Annotated in this window: 17 protein-coding genes; 3 read left to right on the top strand and 14 right to left on the bottom strand. The window is 68.2% G+C overall.

Going from position 1 to position 16,218, the window contains the following annotated elements; all coding sequences use genetic code 11:
- Nucleotides 1–154 precede the first annotated feature (154 nt).
- Nucleotides 155–940: an EcsC family protein gene (locus CRO50_RS10050; RefSeq protein WP_097145761.1), complete on the top strand. Its 786-nt coding sequence runs from the start codon at nucleotides 155–157 to the stop codon at nucleotides 938–940.
- Here CRO50_RS10050 and CRO50_RS10045 read toward each other — a convergent pair.
- The 13 genes from CRO50_RS10045 to coxB form a co-directional block, all read right to left on the bottom strand.
- Nucleotides 906–1,664, bottom strand: coding sequence for a maleate cis-trans isomerase family protein (locus CRO50_RS10045; protein WP_097145760.1), 759 nt, complete (start codon nucleotides 1,662–1,664; stop codon nucleotides 906–908). The genes CRO50_RS10050 and CRO50_RS10045 overlap by 35 nt on opposite strands.
- A complete protein-coding gene (locus CRO50_RS10040) occupies nucleotides 1,661–2,818 on the bottom strand; it encodes a M24 family metallopeptidase (protein WP_097145759.1) in 1,158 nt (385 codons plus the stop codon). The genes CRO50_RS10045 and CRO50_RS10040 overlap by 4 nt, the downstream gene beginning before the upstream one ends.
- On the bottom strand, nucleotides 2,815–3,867 hold the full coding sequence (locus tag CRO50_RS10035; protein WP_097145758.1) for a pyridoxal-phosphate dependent enzyme: 1,053 nt from the start codon (nucleotides 3,865–3,867) through the stop codon (nucleotides 2,815–2,817). Before CRO50_RS10035 ends, CRO50_RS10040 begins: the two co-directional genes overlap by 4 nt.
- A 137-nt stretch (nucleotides 3,868–4,004) precedes the next feature.
- Nucleotides 4,005–4,832: an MBL fold metallo-hydrolase gene (locus CRO50_RS10030; RefSeq protein WP_097145757.1), complete on the bottom strand. Its 828-nt coding sequence runs from the start codon at nucleotides 4,830–4,832 to the stop codon at nucleotides 4,005–4,007.
- Between the two features lie 273 nt (nucleotides 4,833–5,105).
- On the bottom strand, nucleotides 5,106–5,687 hold the full coding sequence (locus tag CRO50_RS10025) for a GNAT family N-acetyltransferase (RefSeq protein ID WP_097145756.1): 582 nt from the start codon (nucleotides 5,685–5,687) through the stop codon (nucleotides 5,106–5,108).
- Nucleotides 5,687–6,949 carry a M16 family metallopeptidase gene (locus CRO50_RS10020; protein WP_097145755.1) on the bottom strand — a complete coding sequence of 421 codons (1,263 nt, stop codon included), beginning with the start codon at nucleotides 6,947–6,949 and terminating at the stop codon, nucleotides 5,687–5,689. The genes CRO50_RS10025 and CRO50_RS10020 overlap by 1 nt, the downstream gene beginning before the upstream one ends.
- The gene (gene thrC / locus CRO50_RS10015; RefSeq protein WP_097145754.1) at nucleotides 6,946–8,334 is read right to left on the bottom strand and encodes a threonine synthase; all 1,389 of its coding nucleotides are present in this window, start codon (nucleotides 8,332–8,334) and stop codon (nucleotides 6,946–6,948) included. Before thrC ends, CRO50_RS10020 begins: the two co-directional genes overlap by 4 nt.
- Nucleotides 8,331–9,017, bottom strand: a complete 687-nt coding sequence (locus CRO50_RS10010; RefSeq protein WP_097145753.1) for an SURF1 family protein — start codon at nucleotides 9,015–9,017, stop codon at nucleotides 8,331–8,333. Before CRO50_RS10010 ends, thrC begins: the two co-directional genes overlap by 4 nt.
- A 100-nt stretch (nucleotides 9,018–9,117) precedes the next feature.
- Entirely contained in the window at nucleotides 9,118–9,918 is an 801-nt protein-coding gene (locus CRO50_RS10005) for a cytochrome c oxidase subunit 3 (protein ID WP_097145752.1), read from the bottom strand.
- Nucleotides 9,919–9,944: 26 nt separating this feature from the next.
- Nucleotides 9,945–10,535, bottom strand: a complete 591-nt coding sequence (locus CRO50_RS10000) for a cytochrome c oxidase assembly protein (RefSeq protein ID WP_097145751.1) — start codon at nucleotides 10,533–10,535, stop codon at nucleotides 9,945–9,947.
- 3 nt (nucleotides 10,536–10,538) lie between these two features.
- On the bottom strand, nucleotides 10,539–10,727 hold the full coding sequence (locus tag CRO50_RS09995) for a cytochrome C oxidase assembly protein (protein WP_097145750.1): 189 nt from the start codon (nucleotides 10,725–10,727) through the stop codon (nucleotides 10,539–10,541).
- Nucleotide 10,728: 1 nt separating this feature from the next.
- The gene (gene cyoE / locus CRO50_RS09990) at nucleotides 10,729–11,667 is read right to left on the bottom strand and encodes a heme o synthase (protein ID WP_097145749.1); all 939 of its coding nucleotides are present in this window, start codon (nucleotides 11,665–11,667) and stop codon (nucleotides 10,729–10,731) included.
- Between the two features lie 88 nt (nucleotides 11,668–11,755).
- On the bottom strand, nucleotides 11,756–12,583 hold the full coding sequence (gene coxB, locus CRO50_RS09985; protein ID WP_097145912.1) for a cytochrome c oxidase subunit II: 828 nt from the start codon (nucleotides 12,581–12,583) through the stop codon (nucleotides 11,756–11,758).
- 313 nt (nucleotides 12,584–12,896) lie between these two features.
- On the opposite strand from coxB, the gene tldD reads away from it, so the two are divergent.
- Nucleotides 12,897–14,330, top strand: a complete 1,434-nt coding sequence (tldD, locus tag CRO50_RS09980) for a metalloprotease TldD (protein ID WP_097145748.1) — start codon at nucleotides 12,897–12,899, stop codon at nucleotides 14,328–14,330.
- On the opposite strand, the gene CRO50_RS09975 is transcribed toward tldD, so the two are convergent.
- A complete protein-coding gene (locus CRO50_RS09975; protein ID WP_097145747.1) occupies nucleotides 14,327–14,779 on the bottom strand; it encodes a GNAT family N-acetyltransferase in 453 nt (150 codons plus the stop codon). The two genes, tldD and CRO50_RS09975, sit on opposite strands and share 4 nt — an antisense overlap.
- 141 nt (nucleotides 14,780–14,920) lie before the next feature.
- Here CRO50_RS09975 and dprA point away from each other — a divergent pair, with 141 nt between their 5' ends.
- Nucleotides 14,921–16,123 (top strand): DNA-processing protein DprA, encoded by a 1,203-nt coding sequence (dprA, locus tag CRO50_RS09970; protein WP_097145746.1) that lies wholly within the window; start codon nucleotides 14,921–14,923, stop codon nucleotides 16,121–16,123.
- The last annotated feature ends 95 nt before the right edge of the window (nucleotides 16,124–16,218 follow it).

Below are 16,218 nucleotides of genomic sequence, written 5' to 3'. Positions count from 1 at the left end.
TTCGAGCCGTGGAATGCATAGAAGAGCCTCTTGCTTCCATCCGACGGCTGAAAATACTGCGGGGTTGAATGAAGCCGCAGGCTTCAGAAGGGGCAGCGCCCCTTCCCTTTGGCCCGCCTGCACCCCATCTCATCCCCAGACCGGAGGAGAGCCGATGACCGCAGAAACCGCCCCGCCGCAGCTCGAGCTGCCCGCCACCCTGACCCAGGAGATCGCCGAGCTCGCCCGGCTGCACCGCCGCGCGGGCGGGCCGGGCCTGCAGGTGCTGACCCTGCTGGGGACCAAGGCCGAAGGGCTTCTGGACCGCCTGCCCGAGACCATGCGCAGCGGTCTCGACCGGGCCACGGAGGCCGCGCTCGAGACCGCCATGCGGGCGGCGCAGGGCTCTCGCGGAGTGGTGAAGGATCAGCCGGATTGGCTCAACCGCGCGGTTACAGCGGCCCTGGGGGCGGCGGGCGGCTTTGGCGGCCTGCCCTCGGCCATGGCAGAGCTGCCGGTGACCACCACGGTGCTGCTACGCGCCATCCAGGGTGTCGCGGCCGAAGAGGGATTCGATCCGGCCGAGCGCAACGTGCAGTTCGATTCGATCCAGGTCTTCGCCTCGGCGGGCCCCCTGGCCGAGGATGACGGCGCCGATGCCGCTTTCCTGGTCACCAGGCTCAGCCTCACCGGCGCGACCATGCAATCGCTGATCTCTTCCGTGGCTCCGCGCCTGGCCGCCGCCCTCGGTCAGAAGCTGGCCGCCCAGGCGGTGCCCGTGCTGGGGGCCGCGGCCGGTGCTGCGGTGAATTATGCCTATACCAGCTACTACCAGGACATGGCGCGGGTCCACTTCCGCCTGCGCCGGCTGGCGGTCGAGGCCGATCGTCCCCATGCCGAACTGGTCGAAGCCCTGCGGGTCGAGCTTACGCGGAAACCACTGCGCGAGAGCCGGTCCTGAAAAGCCGCCCCGGCCCCTCGGTCTCGATGCCGAGCTGCTGCATCAGGTGCCACGCCAGCACCTGGTTCGAGGACATGACCGGCACGCCCAATTGCTCTTCCAGCCGCTCCAGCAGGCCCAGGGTGCGCAGGTTGGTGCAGGACAGGAACAGCGCGTCGAAGTGCGCCTGCCGGGCCAGCTGAGCCGCGCCAAAGAGGATGGAGCCCGCGTCGATGCGTACCACCATCGCCTCATGCGGCACCGCGAAACTGCCACAGGCCGCCACCTCGAGACCATGCTCGCCAAGCGTCCCGCAGAGCCGGTCCGAGACCGGCTGCGAATAGGGCGACAGCACCCCGATCCGCCGCACCCCAAGCGCCTCGCTGGCCGCCAGCAGGGCCGAGAGCGGGTTCGAGACCTCGCGGGTGTTGGCCGCATCATGCAGCAGCGCCTCGACCCGCGGCACGCCGAGCACCGCCGTGCCGGAGGTGCAGCCATAGGCCAGGGCAGCGAAATCGACGCCGGTGGGAAAGAGGCCGACCGCCTCCCTCAGATGGTTCTGGATCTGGGTCAGGTTGTCGAGCGTCAGCTCGTCCCCCGCAGGCACCCGAGTGACCAGCAGCTCGACCGTCCGGGGCAGGAGATCGCGGAAATCGCGTTCGATGGTCTCGTCACTCTTCAGGACGACCAGGCCGATCTGAGGCAGCCGCTCCGTATCCAGAGTATGCGGGAAGACGACGTTCATAGACAGATCATCTGTCCAACTGCGGGTTTGGTCAACCATTCCGTGCAAGCCTCTCCGATGACGATATTTTCCTCATGAACCATGATCCGACCAGGCGAGACCTCGATGCCCGGCTCCAGCGTCAGCACCATGCCGGGGGCCAGCACGGTGTGATCGTCGGGGATCAGCGAGGGCTGCTCTGTCAGTTGCAGCCCCAGCCCGTGACCCAGCCGCCCCGCAGCCGAGCCCCCCGCCCCGCCAGTACAGACCCGGTCCATGGCATGGAAGAGATCGGCGGCGGTGGCGCCGGGGCGGGCGATGGCGAAAGCCGCTTGGGCGGCCTCGATCAGCGTCTCATGGGCGCGGGCCACCTCGGCGGAAGGTGCGCCGACCGAGAAGTTGCGGTCGAAGTCGCAGAAGTAGCCACGCCGGATCAGCCCGGTGTCCAGCATCAGCACATCGCCCCTGGCCAGCGGCCTGTCATCGGCGGGAGAGATCACATCCGCATAGCCCCCCGGTGCGGAGGCCCCGGCCAGGTAGGGCACCCAATCGGCCCCCTCGGCCAGGCAGAGCGCCTGGAAGTCACGGAAGACGCGGGCCAGCGGCACGCCCTCGGCGGCGATCTCGGGCACCCGGTCGAAGGCGCGCGAGGCGATGGCGCAGGCCTCGCGGATCAGGGCGACCTCGGCGGGAGACTTGATCATCCTCAGCCGCTCCAGCAGCTGACCATCGCCTGTCAGGCCGCGCCCCTCGGCGGCAAGTCCTGCCTCCAGCCGGCGCAGGTCGGCGAAGGGCATGCGCAGGGTGGTGCCCAGCCCCTCGGGCAGGGCCAGGGTGCCGCCTTCGGGCACCAGCTCGCAGATCGTGGCCAGAAGCAGCGAGACCCCGTCGTCGGCCATGTCCGGCGCGCGCCAGCATCGGATGTCCTCGATCCAGGTGTCGGCCATCAGCGCCCGGCCGATGGAGGGGATCACCGCCACCGGCGCGCCCATGGCGGGCACCAGCAGGAACCAGGGGCGGGTCGGGCTTTCCCAGAACCTGGTCAGGAAACCCGCCACGTAGCGCAGTTCCGCATCGGTGCTGAGCAGCAGCGCCCCCGCCCCCGATGCCTGCAACCCCTGCTGGAGACGGGCCAGGCGGGCGCGGAACTCGGCCTCGGCGAAAGGCGCGCTCACGCCGGGGCCTCGGCCATCTCCGACAGGATCACCAGCACCCGCGAAGCCGGACCCAGGTCCAGCACCGCGCCCTGCCCTGCCAGGGCCAGCAGGCCCGCGATACCCGCAGCGCCCGAGGGCGTAGAGGCAAGACCCGCCCCCGCCGCACGGGCCGCGCCCCGGGCGGCCTCGGCCTCAGTGATGGTCAGGAAGCCATCGGCATCCTGCGCCAGCCCCTTCAGGGCAATCAGCGAGGGCTCCTTGCAGTCGAGCCGGCCCATGATCGAGACCGGCCCTTCGGCGGCCACGGGCGCGCCCGCCGCGATGGAGCCCGCCAGCGCCGGGGCATAGTCGGGCTCGACCACGCAGATCTTCGGGCCCGCGCCCCAGTGGGCGCGCACGAAGGCGGCGGCCGCCCCCGCCAGCCCGCCGACCCCGGCCTGCAGGAAGACATGAGTGGGGGCCCCGGGAAGCTGCTGCGCCGCTTCGGCCATCAGCGCCAGGTAGCCCTCCATCAACACATGCGGGCGGGTCACGTAGCCGGGCCATGAGCTGTCAGAGAGAAGCTCCAGCCCCTCCTCCTCGGCCGCGCGCGCCGCGGCGGCCATGCTGGCCTCGTAATCGGCACCCTCGCGGCGCACATCGGCCCCCTGGGCGCGCAGGGTGGCCTCGAAGCTCTCTGGCACGGTGCGGGCGATATAGACGCGGGCGGTGGCGCCGAAGGCCCGCGCCCCGGCGGCGACCGAAAGCCCGTGGTTGCCCGCCGAGGCGGTGACATAGGTGCGCCCACGGGCCAGCCCCTGCTGCGCCTCGCGGGCGATCACATGGGCCGCACCAAGCGCCTTGAAGCTGCCCAGCCCCATGCGCCCCCGCTCATCCTTCACCCAGAGCGCGCCCACCCCGGCCGCATGGGCCAGGTCGGGGGCTGAGACCATCGGCGTCTCTCCCGCCTCCGGACAGCGCGACAGGAGCGCCAGCACCCCCGAGGGGTCCTCGGCCGGGCGGGGAATATCGACAAGAGCGGGATGGTCCAGCCCGTTGCCACGAAAGGGGTTCAGCAGAAGTTCCATCCTGCTTTGCTGCACCCTCGGCGGGTCATCGGTCAATCAGAGCTTTCACCAAGGCAGTTTTCCGCGCCGGATCTTCGGCGCAACAGGCCGTCCTGGGCGGCAAAGTCGGGCGGTGGTAGGTCCGGGTCGGACCCGTCTCAAGGATCGACCAGCGGCTGCGGGCGCAGCACCATGATGGTGGGTCGCTCCGGCAGGTTCTTGAGCGAGACCTCGATCTCGCGGCCCTCCTCCAGAACCACGGCGAAATCACTGCTGAGCTGGTCGAGGAACCAGCCCAGGCTGGCCCCCGAGAACCAGTGCATCGGCAGCACGATCGAGGCCCGCAGCCGCTCGACCACCCGCACCATCGAGGCCGTGTCCAGCGTCATGCCCCCATCCACCGGCACCATCACCACGTCGAGCCGGCCGATGGCGGCATATTGTTCGTCATTGGGTTCATGATGCAGATGGCCCAGGTGACCGATGCACAGCCCCGCCACCTCGAAGATGAAGATCGAATTGCCGTTCTCCTCGCGCCCGCCACTGCCCGAACGGATGTCGGTCGAGACATTGCGCACCAGCATGTCGCCGACCTCGACCAGGTGATCGACCGCCTCGCCGTAGCGCTCGGACCAGCCCTTCAGCACATGGGGGATCTCGGGGTCGGGGAAGCTGGTGTAATGGCTGGAATGGGCGTGGTTCATGGTCACCACGTCGGGCACGTAGTCCGCCGACCCCACGTGGCCCGGATAATCGGTGATCGCGCCGATCCCGCCGGGAGACTGGATCAGGAAGGCCGAATGGGTCAGGTAGCTGATGCGCACGGAATACTCCGGCACCGGATCGCGGAACGAGGCCCTGTGCAGGAACTGCCCCCCCGGCGTCGCATCGGCAATGGCAATGCAATGGCTGACCGGCACCTGCGCGCGGGCCTGCGACAGGGGCGCGGCAAGGGCGAGAAACGACAGGGCCAGGGCTCGGATCATGGGCGGGTCCTCCTGGGCAAAGACTAGCACGGGATGCGCCTTACCCAGGGTCACGCCAGCGTGAGACCCCGCCCCGCGGCCTCCCCTGCCCGCGAAAGCAGCGCCGAGGCGCCCTGCGCCAGGCCGCAGGCACCGCGCCCCGCAGGCCGCCTCCGCGCAGAGATCGCCCAAGGCGCACGCCCCCCTGCACATCACCAGGCTGAAAATACTCGCGGGGGTGAGGCGCAGCCGAGGGGGCGGCAGCCCCCTCCTACGGGGGCAGCCCCTTGGCCCCTACCCGGCCTCGGTCCGCCCGCGCCGATCCATGCGCAGCGCGGCATAAAGCACATGGGTCCGCCAGCGGCCATTGATCTGCAGGTAGCTCTGCGCCACGCCCTCGTACTTGAAGCCGCAGCTTTCCAGCAGCGCGCGCGAGGGCGCGTTCTCGGGCAGGCAGGCGGCCTCGATGCGGCTCAGGTCCATGCGGTGGAACGCGTGATGCACCACCCCCTGGATCGCCTCGCGCATGAAGCCCTGGCGCTTGTAGCGCTCACCGATCCAGTAGCCGAGCGTGCCCGCAAGCGCCGGGCCACGGCGGATGTTGTCGAGGGTGATCGCCCCCAGGAGCGCACCGTCACGATGTTCAAGAAAGAGCGGCAGCGCAGTGCCGCCGGTGATCGAGCGCTGCGCCCAGTAGACCCGGTTGGTGAAGCTGCGCCGGGTCAGGTGATCGGCGGACCAGGTGGGCTCCCAGGGGGTGAGGAAGGCGCGGCTCTCCTCGCGCAGCTCGGTCCAGGCGCGGAAATCGGCATGGACCGGAGGGCGCAGGACCATCCGTTCCGTGTCGATTGCCACCTTGCGCCGGGACCTCAGCATCAGGCAGCGCGTCTCGCTTGCAGCCCCTCGTAGGCCGGGGCGGCCTCCACCGGGCCATAGAGCGCCAGGGCCATCGGCGCGCGCCGGGCCATGTGCTCTGCATGGGTGCGGATGTCTTCCGGCGTCACGGCGTCGATGCGCTTGACCACCTCGTCGAGACCGGGCACTCGACCCCAGATCTCGACCATGCGGGCCAGGCGCTCGGCACGGGACGACGCCCCTTCAAGCCCCATCAGCAGCCCGGCCTTCATCTGGGCGCGGGCACGGTCGATCTCGGCGGCGGAAATGCCCTCGGCGGCGCGCGACATCTCGTCGAGGATCAGCCCCGAGAGATCGGCCACCTTGTCGGCGGAGGTGCCGGCGTAGACCGTCGTCATGCCGCTGTCGGTATAGGCGCCGGCCTGGGCGAAGACGGTGTAGCAGAGCCCGCGCTTCTCGCGCAGTTCCTGGAAGAGACGAGAGGACATGCCACCGCCAAGCGCCGCCGCGTAGATCTGCGCCGCATAGGCCTTGGGCGAGCGGTAGTCGGGGCTCTCGAAACCGAAGGTCACATGGGCCTGCTCCAGCGATTTCACCTGGCGGACCTCGCCGCCGACGAAGCGGGCGGGCACCAGGTCGGGCTGGCCATGGGCCGACATGTCCCCGAAGAGCGCCTCGGCCTGTTTCACGATCTCGTCGTGATCCACGGCCCCGGCGGCGGCCAGGATCATCTGACCCGGTCCGTAATGCTCGGCCACGAACCCCGCCAGATCCTCGCGGGTGAAGGCGCGCACGCGGTCCTCGGGGCCGAGGATCGTGCGACCCAGAGGCTGCTCGGGGTAGGCGCGTTCCTGCAGCCAGTCGAAGATCACGTCATCCGGGGTATCCAGCGCCTGGCCGATCTCCGAAAGGATCACCCCGCGCTCCATCTCGATCTCGGAAGGATCGAAGACAGAGCGGCGCAGGATGTCGGCGATCACGTCCAGCGCCAGCGGCACATCGGCCTGCAGCACACGGGCGTAATAGGCCGTCACCTCGCGCGAGGTATAGGCGTTGATATAGCCGCCCACGTCCTCGATCACCTCGGCGATCTGCAACGCGCTGCGGGTCTCGGTGCCCTTGAAGGCCATGTGCTCCAGGAAATGGGCCACGCCGTTCTGTTCGGGGCGCTCGTGGCGCCCCCCGGCAGAGACCCAGATGCCGATGGAGGCCGATTGCAGGCCGGGCATATGTTCGGTGACGATTCGGAAGCCGTTCGGCAGGGTCGTCAGGTTGACGCTCATGCGGACCTCCTTTCACGTATCAGGGTTTCAATGGCGTCGAGGTCGTCGGGCAGACGCGTGACGCGCTCCTCGCGCTCGAAGAGATCGGCCATGCGCGGCGGCAGGCCGGGACGGATGCCGCTGGCCTCCTCCACCGCATCGGGGAATTTCGCCGGATGCGCCGTGGCGAGGCTGACCATGGGCACCGCCGGATCGCGGGTCTCGCGGGCCACCTTCACAGCGACGGCGGAATGCGGGCAGAGCAGCTCGGTCGTCAGCGTCTTCATCTCGGCGATGGTGGCGCGGGTCTCTTCCTCGGAGCAGCGGCCCGAGGCGAAGAGCTCCTGCAGATGCGACTGCGCGCCCTGCGGCAGGGTAAAGCCCCCGGCCTTGAGCTCGTCCATCAGCTGCGCCACGGCCGCGCCGTCGCGGTCCAGCGCGTCGAAGATCACCCGCTCGAAGTTCGAGCTGACCTGGATGTCCATCGACGGCGAGATCGAGGGCACCACTCCGTCGGGCTTGTATTCGCCGGTGGTCAGGCAGCGGTGCAGGATGTCGTTCTGGTTCGTCGCCACCACCAGCTTGTCGATGGGCAGGCCCATCTTGCGGGCGATGTAGCCGGCGAAGATGTCGCCGAAATTGCCCGTCGGCACGGTGAAGGAGACCTTGCGGTCCGGCGCGCCGAGCGAGACGGCGGAGGTGAAGTAGTAGACGACCTGGGCCAGCACCCGCGCCCAGTTGATCGAGTTCACCCCGGCAAGACCCACCTCGTCGCGGAAGGTGAAGTCGTTGAACATGTCCTTCACGCGGGCCTGGCAGGAATCGAAGTCTCCGTCCACGGCGAGGGCGTGAACGTTGCTGTCGGCGGGCGTGGTCATCTGGCGACGCTGCACATCCGAGACGCGACCATGGGGGAAGAGGATGAAGACATCCACGTTGTCGAGCCCCCGGAAGGCCTCGATCGCGGCAGAGCCGGTGTCGCCCGAGGTGGCGCCGACGATGGTCACCCGGCGGCCGTTCTTGGCCAGCGCCGTCTGGAACAGCTGACCGATCAGCTGCATGGCGAAGTCCTTGAAGGCCAGGGTGGGGCCGTGGAAGAGCTCGAGCAGGAAGTGGTTCGGCTCCAGTTGCACCAGGGGCGCGCGGGCGGCATGGCCGAAGCCCTCGTAGGCGCGGGCGATGCAGCCGCGGAACTCGTCCTCGGTGAAGGTGCCGCCGAGGAAGGGCCACATGATACGGAAGGCGGTTTCCTCGTAGGAGAGGCCGTTCAGCGCGCGGATCTCGTCGACGCCGAGGGTCGGGATCTCGGAGGGCACGTAGAGGCCGCCATCACGGGCCAGCCCGGTCAGCATCGCGTCTTCGAAGCTCAGCTCGGGGGCCTGCCCCCGCGTCGATACGTATTTCACGTGGTCTCGCCTTTTGCCTGTTTCAGGATGCGATAAATCAGATAGGCCGACATGACCAGCCATACGGCGGCCAGAGAGAGCCAGGTGAGCGCATATTCCAGGTGATCGTTGGGGATTCCGGCCGTGCTTACCGGCGCGGGCAGCAGCGCGCGCCCCCCTGCGGGACCGTCGCGGCGCACCACCAGCAGCGGCTCGGTGCCGAGCTCGGCGGCCAGTTCCGAGAGCTCGCGGGCGTAGAAGAGCCCGGTTGCGAAGTCGGGCGCGGGGGTGAAGCCGTCCACCTCGTCGGGCCAGACCAGGTTGCCCGAGATCGTCACCTCCCCCTCCGGGGCGGGCGGGATCTTGGCGGCCTGGGGCACGAAACCGCGCTCAACGATGAGGCGGCGGGCTCCGGCCTGGAAGGCCTGCTCGATGCGATAGCCTGCGCCCTGGCCCTCCAGCGCCGACTGGACGCGGACGGGGGTGCCGGTGAATTCTCCGGTAAGGCTGACGGCCAGGTAGCGGTCGGTCTCGGGGTCGGGCCGGTCCGGCAGCGCCACTGGCTCTGCGGCGATGCGCGTCTCGATCTGGTCCAGCACGCCGGATTTCCACTCCAGCCGCCGGAATTGCCAGTTGGCCAGCGCCAGCAGGATCGCCACGCCCCCCAGCCCGAGGATCAATGCCCCGATCAACCTTGCCCGCATCTCTGCCCCCTTGAAGTGGGAAAGGCGCGAGGTCTGCCCCCGCGCCTCTTGCTATCTGCTCTCGTGAAAGCGGGGATTTTCCCCGCCTTCAACGCGGTGCTTACTGGCCCCAGATGTAGATCGAGGCGAAGAGGAAGAGCCACACGACATCGACGAAGTGCCAGTACCAGGCGGCGGCCTCAAAGCCGACGTGGTTGTCGGGGGTGAAGTGGCCGGCCTGGGCGCGGATCATGCAGACCAGCAGGAAGATCGTCCCGATGATCACGTGGAACCCGTGGAAGCCCGTCGCCATGAAGAAGGTGGCGCCGTAGATGTTGCCCGAGAAGCCGAAGGCGGCGTGGCTGTATTCATAGGCCTGGAACACGGTGAAGATCGCGCCGAGCACCACGGCCAGCAGCAGGCCGTTGACCATGTCCTTGCGGTTGTTCTCATGCACCAGCGCGTGGTGCGCCCAGGTGCAGGCCGCGCCCGAGCAGAGCAGGATCAGCGTGTTGATCAGCGGCAGGTGCCAGGGGTCGAAGGTCTCGATCCCCGCCGGCGGCCAGACGCCGTCGACCGCCGGGCTCTGCGGGCCCATCGGGTACATGGCGTGCTTGAAGAAGGTCCAGAACCATGCCGAGAAGAACATCACCTCGGACATGATGAACAGGATGAAGCCGTAGCGCAGGCCAATGCGCACGACCGGGGTGTGATCGCCCGCCTTGTTCTCGGCCACGGTATCGGCCCACCAGCCGAACATGGTGTAGATGATCGCCAGGAAACCGGCCAGGAAGATCCAGGGGCCGCTCTCGTGCATCCATTTCACCGCGCCGAAGAGCATGATGAAAGTGCCGACCGCCGCGATAAACGGGTAAACCGACGGTGTCAGGATGTGGTAATCGTGGTTCTTTGCATGTGCCATCGTTCTATTCCCCGGCCAGAGGCCCCTCAGTTCACGTCCGTGTTGGTAATGACCGCAGGAAGTGCGGCCTGTTCTTCCGCCGCCCGATAACCCTCGGGCAGGTCGATTTCGTAGAAGGTATATCCCAGAGTGATCGTGTGGACATACTTCGCATCGCGATCCGAGACGATTTCCGGATCGACATAGAATGTGACCGGCATCTGCACCGTCTCGCCCGGCTCAAGCACCTGTTCGGTGAAGCAGAAGCAGTCGATCTTGGTGAAGAAGCCACCGGCCTCGTAAGGCGTCACGTTGTAGCTGGCCTGCCCGGCGATCGGGCGATCGGTCGGGTTGGTGGCCTCGTAGAAAGCCAGGCCGGTCTCGCCGATCTTCAGCTCGACAACGCGCTGCATGGGCTTGAAGTCCCAGGGCATGTCGCGGTCGGTGGCGCTGTCGAAGCGGACCTTGATGGTCTGGTCCAGCACGATGTCCGAGCCCGCGTCGGCTTCCTGGGTGACACCGCCGAAGCCGGTGACCGCGCAGAAGTAATTGTAGGCCGGCACTGCCGCCCAGGCGAGCGCGCCCATGGTGACGACTACGCCGACGGTCTGGAGAACGGACTTCTGTTTCGGATCCATCGCTCAGCCCTCCTCTGCCGCGGTGTCGGCAGCTGTGCCGGGCAGGTTGTCGGGGAACTGCATGCTCTGGCCGGTGATCTTGACGAAGGTCAGCAGGAACACCAGCACGACGAAGCCGCCCAGCACCAGGCCGACGCCCGTGTTGAGCCCCCGGCGCCGCTTGTGCAGCTCATGTTCGCGGGTCAGCGGCATCTTACCAGCCCCCCAGCCCATAGGGCTTCAGCAGCGCTTCCACGAGGATCGCGGCGAAGTGCAGGAAGGTGTAGATCAGCGACAGCCGGAAGAAGCGGCGCTCGACCTTGTAGTTGTCGGCCTCGGCCATGACCTCGTCCCGGCGCCAGATGCGGAAGGCACCGGCCAGGAAGAGCACATTCAGGACCAGCGCCACGGCCATGTAGATCGGCCCGCCGATGGAGGTCAGCCCGGTGGCGAAGGCCACGGCGGCCAGCAGGAAGGTATAGGCCAGGATGTGGCGTCGGGTGGCGGGCCGACCGTGGGTCACGGTCAGCATCGGCACGCCCGCGTCGTCGTAGTCCGAGCGCATGAACAGCGCCAGCGCCCAGAAGTGCGGCGGGGTCCACATGAAGACCAGCAGGAACATCAGCACGGATTCGAGGCTGACACCGCCGGTGGCCACGGCCCAGCCGATCATCGGCGGGAAGGCCCCCGCCGCGCCACCGATGACGATGTTCTGCGGCGTCCAGCGCTTCAGCCACATGGTGTAGACCACGGCATAGAAGAAGATGGTGAATGCCAGGAACAGGCCCGAGAAGACATTGGCCGCCAGGGCCAGCATCACGCAGGAGAAACCCGAAAGCGCCAGGCCCAGCGCCAGCGCCTCGTCCCGTCCGACCCGGCCCGAGGGAATCGGGCGGCCGCGGGTGCGTTTCATGACCGCGTCGATATCGCTGTCGTACCACATGTTCAGCGCGCCCGAGGCGCCACCGCCGATGGCGATGAAGAGAATGGCACAGAAGGCGATGTAGGGATGCACGGGCATCGGAGCGGCCACCAGGCCCACAAGCGCGGTGAAGACCACCAGGGACATGACGCGCGGCTTCAGCAGGGCGATGTAATCGCCAAAGCTGGCCTCGCCTCCGTCAGCTTGCGTCGTGATGCTTGCGTCGGTCATTCGGTCACTCTTCGAAAGGGACCCGCGCCCCGGAGATCCGGGGCGGGGCAAAATGGTCACGGGGTCGCGGCCGGGCCGCGGCCCAGGATCAGGCTGCGGGCAGCTCGCTCAGCGGCACGAACTGGCCGGCTTCCTCGCAAGCGGCGAGCCAGGCGTCGTAGACCTCCTGGCTGACCACCTTGACGGTGATCGGCATGTAGGCGTGGTCCTTGCCGCAGAGCTCGGAGCACTGACCGAAGTAGACGCCTTCCTGCTCTGCCTCGAACCACAGCTGGGCGAAGCGACCGGGCACGGCATCCTGCTTCACGCCGAAGGCGGGAATGGTCCAGGAGTGGATCACGTCGGCACCGGTCACGGTCATCACGACGGTCTTGTTGACCGGGACGATGACGGCGGTGTCGGTGGCCAGCAGGTATTCATCGGAGTTGTAGCCATGGGCGGCCAGCTCTTCCTTGGGCAGCAGGAAGCCCTCGTAGGCCAGATCCTCGACATCGGTGTACTCGTAGCCCCAGTACCACTGGTAGCCGGTCACCTGGATGTGCACTTCGCCATCGGGGATGACCTGCTGCTTGAAGAGCGTCGGCAGCGAGAAGGCACCGATGAACATCAGGATCAGGATCGGCACGATGGTCCATGCGACTTCCAGCGGCGAGTTATGAGTGAACTTCGCCGGGGTCGGGTTGGCCTTCTTGTTGAAGCGGAAGATGCAGACCAGCAGCAGCACGCAGACCAGGATCACGATGGCCGTGATGATGTAGAGCAGCATGTGCTCCAGCCACTGCAGGTCGCGTGCAAGCTCGGTCGAAGCCGGCTGGAAGGCGATACCGCCCGCGTGGGGCTTGCCAATGGTCTCCAGCTCCTGCGCGAAGGCAGGCATGGCGGTGAAGGCGGCCGTCAGGGCCAGGAAAGGTTTCATCAGTCGCATCGTTCACCCTGATCGGTTGCGTGTCGCTCGCGTTCTCGGCCTATCCTCCCCGCCCGGCCTCCCAACCGGGGAGGAACGCGCGATGGCCGCGGCGCTCCCGTTGTCTGTCGCTGCTTAAAACCATATTCTTGCCTCCACGACAATAATCGCTCTTGCGGCAAAGGGACGCTTTTTTTGATCTGGATCAAAATTGTCCGCCGCAGTGGCCTGCTTGCACCGCCGGTCGCGCCGGGCCAAGGTGCAAGGCCACAGTAGCGCATCCCGTGCGGGGTTCCCCGCCCGGCCCTGTCAGGAAAGGCCCCAGATGTCCGCCAGCGCCCCCGAGACCCCGTTCCGCCCCTTCGAGGAGATGCTCGACCAGGACCGCGCCCTGACCCTCCTGCGCGAGGCCGTCGCCGGCGCCGATGACGGAGAACTCTTTCTCGAACGCCGCCGCTCCGAGGTGCTGCACTTCGATGACGGACGGATTCGCAACGCGGCCTACGACGCCTCCGAGGGATTCGGCCTGCGCGCCGTGCGCGGCGAGGTGGCAGGCTATGCCCATGCCACCGAGATTTCCGAAAGCGCGCTGCAACGTGCCGTGGCCACCGCCCGGCTGGCGGTCGGCGATGGCGGCGGCACCATGGCCCCCCCGCCCCGTGCCACCAACCGACATCTTTATGCGGGCCTCGATCCCATCGCCGGGCATTCCTTCCCGGTGAAAGTCGACACCCTGCGCGAGATCGACGCCTTCTGCCGAGACCTGGACCCCCGCGTGGTGCAGGTCTCGGCCACCATCGCCGCCTCCTGCCAGGAGGTCTTCATCCTGCGCCCCGAAGGTCAGATCACCTCTGACATCCGTCCCATGACCCGCGTCAACGTCTCGGTCATCGTCGAGGGCGACGGCCAGCGCCAGACCGGCACCGCCGGCGGCGGCGGCCGCATCGGGCTGGACGGGCTGCTCGATCCCGCCGACTGGCAGGCCAAGGCCCGCGAGGCGCTGCGCATCGCGCTGGTGAACCTGGAGGCCATCCCGGCCCCCGCCGGCCAGATGGACGTGGTGCTGGGACCGGGCTGGCCAGGCGTCATGCTGCACGAGGCCGTGGGTCACGGCCTGGAGGGCGATTTCAACCGCAAGGGCGCCTCGGCCTTTTCCGGGCTGATCGGCCAGCAGGTCGCGGCCAAGGGCGTCACGGTGTTGGACGATGGCACGATTCCCGACCGCCGCGGCTCGATCTCGGTGGATGACGAGGGCACGCCCTCGGGCAAGAACGTGCTGATCGAGGATGGTGTGCTGGTCGGCTACATGCAGGACCGCCAGAACGCCCGCCTGATGGGGGTCGAGCCCACGGGCAACGGCCGCCGCGAAAGCTATGCCCATGCGCCGATGCCCCGGATGACCAACACCTACATGCTGGGCGGAGACGCAACGCCCGAGGAGGTCGTGGGCGAGATGAAGGACGGCATCCACGCCGTCGGCTTCTCGGGCGGCCAGGTGGATATCACCAACGGCCAGTTCGTCTTCAACTGCACCGAGGCCTACCTGGTGAAGAACGGCAAGCGCGTCGCGCCGGTGAAGGGGGCGACGCTGATCGGCTCGGGTCCCGCGGCGATGAAGCAGATCCGGGCGCTCGGCAACGACATGGCGTTGGATCCGGGCATGGGCAATTGCGGCAAGAACGGCCAGTGGGTGCCCGTGGGCGTCGGCCAGCCGACCGTGCTGATCGGCGGGCTGACCGTCGGCGGCTCTTCGGTCTAGGCCAGGTCGTAGCGCCGCGCGATGGCGATTTCGTCCTCGCGCCAGGCGCGGAAGCCCATGGCCTCGTAGTAGCCCTGCCCCTCGGCATTGCCGCGCTGGATATAGGCCTCGATCGCCGGCAGGGCTGCCGCTTCGGCGGCGACGCGGCTGGCGGCAAAGAGTCCCCGGCCCACCCCCTTGCGCGCCGCACGCGGAGAGACATGGGTGCCGATGATCCCCCAGCCCTCGGGCGTGGCATAGGGATTGCCCACCTCGGCGCGCTTCAGCGATTGCAGGCCCAGGATCTCTCCCTCCTCCTCGGCGACCGAGCAGAGCAGACCGCCCTCTATATAATGTGTCCTCACGAAGTCCTCGTCAGCGCGCGAGGTACGCTTTCCGGCGGCGACAAGCTCTTGCAGCAGGACGCTGATGGCGGGGGCATCGGCAAGGGTGGCGGGACGTATCTTCATGGCGGTCTCCTTTGGTGTCGCCCTGCCATGATCACGGCGAAAAGACGAGCCCCGCCCGAGATGGGTCGGAGGCCCGAAGCGCTTCACGCTTAATTAACCACAGCGGCGCTAAGTATGATTCCGCAAGCAGGCGGAGTCACGATGGTCGTGGATTTACATCCTTCCACTCACCCCCCACTCCCACCCACCACGGAAGATGAACGTCTGTCGTGGCTCCGTCTCTTGCGCTCGCGCCGTGTCGGTCCCAGCACCTTCTGGCGCATGCTCTCCGAACATGGTTCAGCCAGCGCGGCGCTGCAGGCGCTGCCCGAGGTGGCCCGCGCCGCCGGGTTGAAGGACTACGCCCCCTGCCCCGCCGCCAGCGCCGAGCAGGAGCTGGCCCGCGGCCGCAGCCTCGGCGCGGTGCTGCTGGCACGCGGCGCGCCCGGATATCCCGCGCAGCTTGAGGATCTGACAGATCCGCCGCCGCTGCTTTGGGCCCTTGGCCGGGTCGAACTGCTGGCGCGCCCCGGCGTGGCGCTGGTCGGCGCGCGGCAGGCCTCTTCTCTGGGGCTGCGCATGGCCCGCGCCCTGGGCCATGACCTGGGCCGCGCGCGGCAGGTGGTGATCTCGGGCCTGGCGCGGGGCATCGACACCGCCGCCCATGAGGCCAGCCTCGAGACCGGCACCATCGCCGTCATGGCCGGTGGCATCGACAAGATCTACCCGGTGGAAAACCGCGCCCTGGCCGAGCAGATCATGCGCCAGGGCCTGCTGATCTCGGAACAGCCGCTCGGGGTGACGCCCCAGGCGCGGCACTTCCCGCTGCGCAACCGGCTGATCTCGGGGCTTTCGCAGGCGGTGATCGTGGTCGAGGCGGCGGCGAAGTCGGGCACTCTGATCACCGCGCGCCATGCGCTGGACCAGGGCCGCGACGTGCTGGCGGTGCCGGGCCACCCCTTCGATCCCCGCGCCTCGGGCTGCAACATGCTGCTGCGCGACGGCGCCGTGCTGGTGCGCGGCGCCCGCGATGTGCTGGAGGCCCTGGGCGAGGGCCCGGTCCTTGCCGAGGCGCCGGTCAAGGACCGGGCCGAAACCCCGGCCCCCATGCCGCGCCCGTCGCGGCAGCGCCCACCCGCTCCGGACGCCCCTGCCGATGCCGGCGGCGCCCATCCTGCGCTGCGCGACGTGGCCCGGCTGCACAAGCTGATCCTCGACCGTCTGGGCGCCGCGCCGCTGGCCGAAGACGCCCTGATCCGGGATATCGAGGCCCCGCCACATGACATCACCCCTGCCCTGACGGACCTGGAACTGGAGGGACGGATCGAACGCCAGCCGGGCGGCCTGATCTCTCGCGCGTCCTAAAAATGCAAAGCAGCAGGAATGCCGCGGTGCAGAGGACGGTCTGGCATGCCTCCATTGACAATGCCCCCACAGAGCCCACATGTTCCGCCGCCAAG

It is taken from the genome of Pseudooceanicola antarcticus (assembly GCF_900215355.1).
GTDB classification, from domain to species: Bacteria; Pseudomonadota; Alphaproteobacteria; order Rhodobacterales; family Rhodobacteraceae; genus Pseudooceanicola; species Pseudooceanicola antarcticus.
Note: the sequence above shows the minus strand (reverse complement) of the source record. Positions and strands in the feature narration are given on the sequence as shown.

Bases quoted from the DNA above. Each gene is read 5' to 3' on its own strand.
- CRO50_RS10050 (WP_097145761.1), top strand. From the start codon at position 155: ATGACCGCAGAAACCGCCCCGCCGCAGCTCGAGCTGCCCGCCACCCTG.
- CRO50_RS10045 (WP_097145760.1), bottom strand. From the start codon at position 1,664: ATGAACGTCGTCTTCCCGCATACTCTGGATACGGAGCGGCTGCCTCAG.
- CRO50_RS10035 (WP_097145758.1), bottom strand. From the start codon at position 3,867: ATGGAACTTCTGCTGAACCCCTTTCGTGGCAACGGGCTGGACCATCCC.
- CRO50_RS10030 (WP_097145757.1), bottom strand. From the start codon at position 4,832: ATGATCCGAGCCCTGGCCCTGTCGTTTCTCGCCCTTGCCGCGCCCCTG.
- CRO50_RS10025 (WP_097145756.1), bottom strand. From the start codon at position 5,687: ATGCTGAGGTCCCGGCGCAAGGTGGCAATCGACACGGAACGGATGGTC.
- CRO50_RS10020 (WP_097145755.1), bottom strand. From the start codon at position 6,949: ATGAGCGTCAACCTGACGACCCTGCCGAACGGCTTCCGAATCGTCACC.
- CRO50_RS10010 (WP_097145753.1), bottom strand. From the start codon at position 9,017: ATGCGGGCAAGGTTGATCGGGGCATTGATCCTCGGGCTGGGGGGCGTG.
- CRO50_RS10005 (WP_097145752.1), bottom strand. From the start codon at position 9,918: ATGGCACATGCAAAGAACCACGATTACCACATCCTGACACCGTCGGTT.
- CRO50_RS10000 (WP_097145751.1), bottom strand. From the start codon at position 10,535: ATGGATCCGAAACAGAAGTCCGTTCTCCAGACCGTCGGCGTAGTCGTC.
- CRO50_RS09995 (WP_097145750.1), bottom strand. From the start codon at position 10,727: ATGCCGCTGACCCGCGAACATGAGCTGCACAAGCGGCGCCGGGGGCTC.
- cyoE (WP_097145749.1), bottom strand. From the start codon at position 11,667: ATGACCGACGCAAGCATCACGACGCAAGCTGACGGAGGCGAGGCCAGC.
- coxB (WP_097145912.1), bottom strand. From the start codon at position 12,583: ATGAAACCTTTCCTGGCCCTGACGGCCGCCTTCACCGCCATGCCTGCC.
- tldD (WP_097145748.1), top strand. From the start codon at position 12,897: ATGTCCGCCAGCGCCCCCGAGACCCCGTTCCGCCCCTTCGAGGAGATG.
- CRO50_RS09975 (WP_097145747.1), bottom strand. From the start codon at position 14,779: ATGAAGATACGTCCCGCCACCCTTGCCGATGCCCCCGCCATCAGCGTC.
- dprA (WP_097145746.1), top strand. From the start codon at position 14,921: ATGGTCGTGGATTTACATCCTTCCACTCACCCCCCACTCCCACCCACC.